The sequence below is a fragment of the Candidatus Obscuribacterales bacterium genome (genome assembly GCA_036703605.1).
Classification (GTDB): domain Bacteria; phylum Cyanobacteriota; class Cyanobacteriia; order RECH01; family RECH01; genus RECH01.
Genome location: DATNRH010000365.1, coordinates 1 through 5,221, shown reverse-complemented (window position 1 = coordinate 5,221; position 5,221 = coordinate 1). Strand labels below are relative to the sequence as shown.

The window sequence follows — 5,221 nt, the reverse complement described above, 5'->3', positions numbered from 1 at the left end:
GGTCTCCTGAGGCAAGATAGCTGCCATTGGGGCTAAAGGCAACGGCTTCTACAGTATCGTTGTGCTCGGTGAGTTCTTGAAGCTGTTGGCCGGTCTGCCGCCATAGACGTACCCGTTGATCGCCGCTAGCGGTGGCAATGATGCCGCTGGCTGTATGAACGGCATGGTCATTGATTTCCCAATTAGGATGGGCGTTAATGATGCGCCGACGGGTATTTTGTTGCCAGAGTCTTAGGGTGCGATCGGCGCTGACCGATGCGATCGCCCCGGTAGGATGTACGGCTAGACCTAAGACCTGATGCTCATGACCCAAAAATGTTTCCTTGAGGACGCCATCCGTAGACCAGAGATGAATGCGTCGGTCGCGTCCAGCGGAGACGAGGGTGTCGCGATCGGCAAAGGCGAGGGCTTCGATTCTGCTGACATGGGCTGATGAGATTGTCCCGACCTGAACACCGGCTGCATCCCAGAGGGTGACGGTGCCATTTTGAGCGCCCGCTGCAATCAGGTCGCCGTCGGGATGGATGGCGATCGCTGAAATCGATCCGGTATCCGTTGTCATTTGCCGCAGCAGTTGCCCCGTTAGTGACCATTGGTCAATCCTGCGGTCATGGCTGGTGAGGATGGTTTGACCATCGGGCATCATGGCGACTTGGGTCACGGAGCCATCTGGCAGAGGCGCGGTTTGCTGGACTTGTCCATCGAGTGTCCAGCGCTTCATGGTCTGATCTTCTCCTACCGAGAGCAGATGTGCCCCATCGGGACTGTAGACCATACTGACCACGCCTCCAGGGTGGGCTTCGGGGATGGTGGAGGTGAGAGTACCGTCTAGCGACCACTGTTTGAGGGTGCCATCCTCACTGGCGGTCAGTACAGATTGGCTGGTGGGATGAAATAGAACTTGGGTGATGGGGCGATCGCCCCTATGGCCAAAGGTTGCCCTAGGAGTACCCTGAACTGTCCAGATCGTTCCGGTGCCATCTTCGTAAGACACCGCCATCCATTGCCCATCGGGACTGAAGGCGACGCTGGTTGGGATGTCGGCAGTGCTAATTCGGTTAAATTCCTGAATACTGTAGACAACTTGCCGCAGGGCAAGATCGACTTGGTTGCGTGCTGCTACGGTGTCGGCTTGCTGAGTTAGCCAGTAATCGCTACGTTGCCTTGCTTGCAAAACCTCGACGAGGGCATCGAGATGATTATTATCGTTGGATAAGATACGGCTATAGAGACTCGTGATCTTCACCGTTTGGATGGATGACCGACGATATTCTGACAGAGCGACGCCCACAGCTCCCAGCAGTGCAAATAGACCGAGGGTGACCACCTGCAGCAGCAGGCGCTGACGTTTAAACGATTGTTGTTCAGCCGCTAGCCGTCCTTCAGCTTCCTGGGCGCGTTCTTCCTGGAGTTTCAGCAGAATAGCCTGCTTGCGGCTTTCCTCAGCGGTGATGGTGTCGGCAAGCTGCTGGCTGGCATTGATAAACTGTCGTTGTAGCTTGGTGACGGGAGGATTTTTCTGAGTATCGTCCGCCTTCCTTAGCCAGGCATTGGCGGTCGCCAACTCACTGCCCCGCAACAGCAGGTCAGGATTTTTCTGTTTATCTCCCCAAGCGATCGCCCTCTGGAGCCAGTGGGTGTGGCTATGAACATGGTCGCGATCGACCTCTAGCATCCGCACCAGTTCACTAAAGTTGATCGTGAAGCTACCGCCATCGTCACTAAAGTCGATGGTGGGGATTCCCTTCAAACTATCCGGAAGTTCGTCGCTGAGCCCGTAGGGTAAAACGGGAATAATTCGTTTGTTGAGCTGTAAAGCGTGGTGTACTTCTGATTCATGGTTAGGCAGATCGAGGGTATAGGGAGCAAGGATTACCAGAACATTGTCACAGGTTTCCAACCCATGCAGCACCTCGGCGTCAGCGCTAAGACGAGATTCTATATTATCTTGATCGAACCAAGTTGTTTTTCCTTGAAGCTGCAGTGCTTCATTCAGCCGCCGAGCAAAGTCTGCTTCCTCCATAGGATAGGAAATAAAGACATCTAGCGATTCTTCCGGTGGATGATTGAGACTGGCGTTGATATAGTCTTGCTGTAACGAGGTTGGTGGATGATCGGGATTTTGCTGAGCGCTCTTGAGCCATGCCTCGGCTTGTTCTAGACGATAGCCTCGTAATAAAATGCTGGTATTTTGATGCTGATCGCGCCATTTGAGGGCCCGAGTTAGCAAGATTTTATGAAGTTCGTAATACTGGGCATTATCCTGAAGAGTAGCAATTAATTTATCTAAGCTGGCGTGATAATGAGCTGGATCATCCGCCTGGCTAAAGTCAATAAACTGCAGCGATCGCAACTGCAGCGGTAGGGCATGAACAGGGGCATCCTCTTCTAGTTTGGTGTAAATCGCATCTAGCCCGCGGCGGTTGCGGCGCGATGAAGACGTTAATGCGTCGATCGCTTCCATCTGTAGGGGAATAATCCGTTTGTGATGGCTGAAGGCATGGGCTAACTTGTGCTGACAGTCGTCGCTGCTGAGAGATGCTTGGGAGAGTAGATATACAACGGCGTCGGCTCCTTCAATGCCGCGATCGCTCACCGTCTGAGTATCTTCTCCGGTGCGAATGTCGGTGGTATCTGTCCAAACTGTAAAGCCCTTGCGCATCAGACTCCGCCGAATGTTCTCCATGCGGGGGCGATCGCTGTCGGCGTAGCACAAAAATACCTGCGCCATCAAGTTATTGGCGTTTTTGATGCTCTCGCAGATAAATTCACAGTGAAGATCGGTGGGTTCGCAGGGGGCTTGCTCGGTGGTGAACTGAACGCGTAGCCAGTCTTCTCCGAGGCGTCGATCGCGACCGGTGAGTAAGTAACGCGATTGCTGTTGGTTGCGAGACCAGGTGAGGGCTTGATTGAGGAATATCGTATGGCGATGGACATAGTCGCGATGACGCTGCATAACCTCCAACAGTCCAGCAAAGGAGGTCTCGAAATCATCAATGCCCTCTCGAAAATAAACCCAGTTAATTTTGCCAATTACAGGATGCATGTTGGGAAAGCTGGAGTGCAATCCTTGGGCTTGGTAGTCTTGCCACTGGGCGATCGTCTGACTGGGGTAGCGCTGCTGCCACGTTTCGTAGGAAATTTGCTCAACGTGTAAGAGTGGAATAATCCGTTTTTGGCATTGCAGGGCTAATTCAATTTCTTTTCCACAGTAGGGAGAGTTCACTGCGTGGGGAGCGATGATAAATAAGAAGTTATGAGACTGCTCAATGCCAACATCAATTTGATTTTGAAAATCAACTCCTAGGGGAATATTGTTTTGGTCAAACCAAATGTCAAGGTCATGGTTCACCAAGTGGGCGTGGAGTTTTTTGGCGAAGACGAGACTGTCGGCACGGCCGTAGGAGATAAACGCATCCTGGAATTCGGGCATGGACGATTTAGGAGATATCAAAAACAACAAAGGACTGCTTCAATCCTACCGACAGATCTCCTATTCTCTCTGCCGACTTTGTGGATTGTTGTGAATAAATGGTGACCTAAGTACCCTGCGGCGGAAATTTACCTTGTCGTCGGGCATCAGTGCTTCCTGAGTTACTGTTTCCTAATCGCGACGTCAAAGGGAATACTGATTGGGTTTTGGCTTTCTCCCTTTAGGAGACGTTTCACGAACGACGTCGCTCAGCGTAGCTTCTGATCCAGGATAGTTCCTAGAAGGTCGGGGTCAGCCCACGTACAGCCCAAACACTCCATTCTGACTGGGGTGTTTGGGTGAGACGCATTCAGGCTGTAGCTAATGTCGCCAACGGGCTCGATAGCCTCGGGCATCGAGGTGACTGAGGCTGGGAAAGCTGGTGTAGCGGCCGAGACCGCCGGGCCACCATGGATCGAGTGACCAATAGAGCTGATCGCCGGTGAGTCCATCGCAGTAAAAATCGATGGCATCTCCTACAATGTGCCGACTTTCAGATGCACCCCCCACCCGACGGTTAATATCAGGTGGACGATACCAACTGGTGATTCGGAAGGGGCGACCGATGCGATCGCGGGCCTGTTGAGCTAGGGTGGCAATACGCACAATGGCATTGACCGTGGCTTGATCGGGGGGCATCCTCGTGCCGCCGTGGGTGGCTTCTGCCCAGGTAAAACTGCCGTTGGGAATAATCGAGGCGTGGATTTGGATATTGGACGGTGTCCACCGAGCTGGACGCGGCGGCGTTGGGGGGGGCTGGGGGGCTGGGGCGGCATCGGGGGATCCACGCTGGGCCGTTTGCATCCGGCGCACGTCTTCGAGCAGGGTTTGGATAGCTGCATCCCGCGAGTCTACATTGCGCCAGAGCTGGACTAGGCGAATCAAGGCATTGCGCTGGCTTTCCTTTTCTTGGTAGGAGCCGGGTACCCGCTGGACAAAATTGACGAGTTCCCGATCGAGTTGGGCGGCAATGCTGGCGAGGCGATCGCGATCGACATCCCCGGAAAAAACCTGGGGGCTGACGCCCAAGGAAATCAGCGCGCTGGTGCGAGAATCGAGTTCACGCCAGAGCCGTACGCCTTCGGTGAGGGCATTGCGCTGCTCGGCTCGCCCAGCATAGAACTGGGGAATGCGCTGTATGAAGGCCACCAAGGCAGGATCGACAATGCTGGGGCTGGACAGGGCGGAGTTATTTTCCCGAAGGGAGGCGATCGCTTCTTCCCGAGATTCAAGCTGTCGCCAGAGCTGTACCATGCGAATCATAGATTCTCGCTGGTGGGGGTAGCCGCTGTAGTAGCGCGGTACATTGAAGATAAACTGCAGCAGCGGTTGATCGAGGCTGGTCAGGTCTGTAGGGGGAACGCCGTCGGTGGTGTTTTGCAGAGCCGAGAAGACAGCCTGGCGGCTGCCCAGCTTGCGCCACATACGAAAGGCTTCCAGCAATGCATCCCGTTGGAACTGGAGCCCTTGGTAGTAGCGGGGCACTCGTTCGGCAAAGGTGAGCAGGGCACCGTCGAGATAGACTAGGTTTTGCGGGAGCTCTGCCCCTTCATAGTCAATCGTTAGGTCTTCGAGGTAGGCTTCTATGAGCCGCAGGCTATCAGTGGCTTCGAGCAAAGCCGCTTCGGTGTCGTTGGACGGCGGCGAATAGCCTTCAGCGATCGCTTGAATGAATCGATCGGCATAGCGGCCGCGATCGGCATTCCATAGATCGGTGCCCCGCCAGCCCTGGGCCGTGAGGCGATCGGT

Annotated in this window: 2 protein-coding genes; both read right to left on the bottom strand. The window is 54.3% G+C overall.

The window, feature by feature from the left end:
* Positions 1-3,433, bottom strand: a 3,433-nt coding sequence (locus V6D20_07695; GenBank protein HEY9815666.1) for a TIR domain-containing protein, incomplete at its 3' end; no start/stop codon positions are given.
* Positions 3,434-3,793: 360 nt separating this feature from the next.
* Positions 3,794-5,221, bottom strand: a 1,428-nt coding sequence (locus V6D20_07690; protein HEY9815665.1) for a D-Ala-D-Ala carboxypeptidase family metallohydrolase, incomplete at its 5' end; no start/stop codon positions are given.